Annotated in this window: 1 protein-coding gene; it reads right to left on the bottom strand. The window is 65.0% G+C overall.

Translation table 11 applies throughout. The features are described from left to right. Positions 1–397 (bottom strand): DDE-type integrase/transposase/recombinase (locus tag Q7A36_RS41025; protein WP_305109516.1); only part of this gene is annotated, 397 nt, incomplete at both ends.

The raw sequence follows: 397 nt of genomic DNA, 5'->3' as shown, positions 1-397 counted from the left end.
TACAATCCGCCCGGTCGTACCATGCAGGCGACGGTTGGCGACCTGATCGAGCCACTGGCTGAACTGGGCGTTCAGGTCATCGAGGTTACGGAAGCTGCGGGCGAGGAAGAAGTCCTCTCGGACATAGCGGAAAGGCCTCTCCACCTTGCCCTTGGTCTTGGCCCGGTAGGGCCGGCAGGCCTTGGGCATGAAGCCGTAGTGCGCGGCCAGCGCCAGCAGCTTGTCGTTGTAGACGATGCCGCGCTCGTCCACCTCGCCGAGGACAGCGGTTTTCATCCGGTCGTAGAGGATCTGCTCCGGCACGCCGCCGAGGACCTCGAAGGCAGCGACATGACAGCGCAGCACCGTGGCGAGGTCCTGCTGGGCGACGAAGCGAGCCCACAACATGCGGCTGTGC

The sequence above is a fragment of the Paracraurococcus lichenis genome (assembly GCF_030657435.1).
Lineage (GTDB): Bacteria > Pseudomonadota > Alphaproteobacteria > Acetobacterales > Acetobacteraceae > Paracraurococcus > Paracraurococcus lichenis.
Note: the sequence above shows the minus strand (reverse complement) of the source record. Positions and strands in the feature narration are given on the sequence as shown.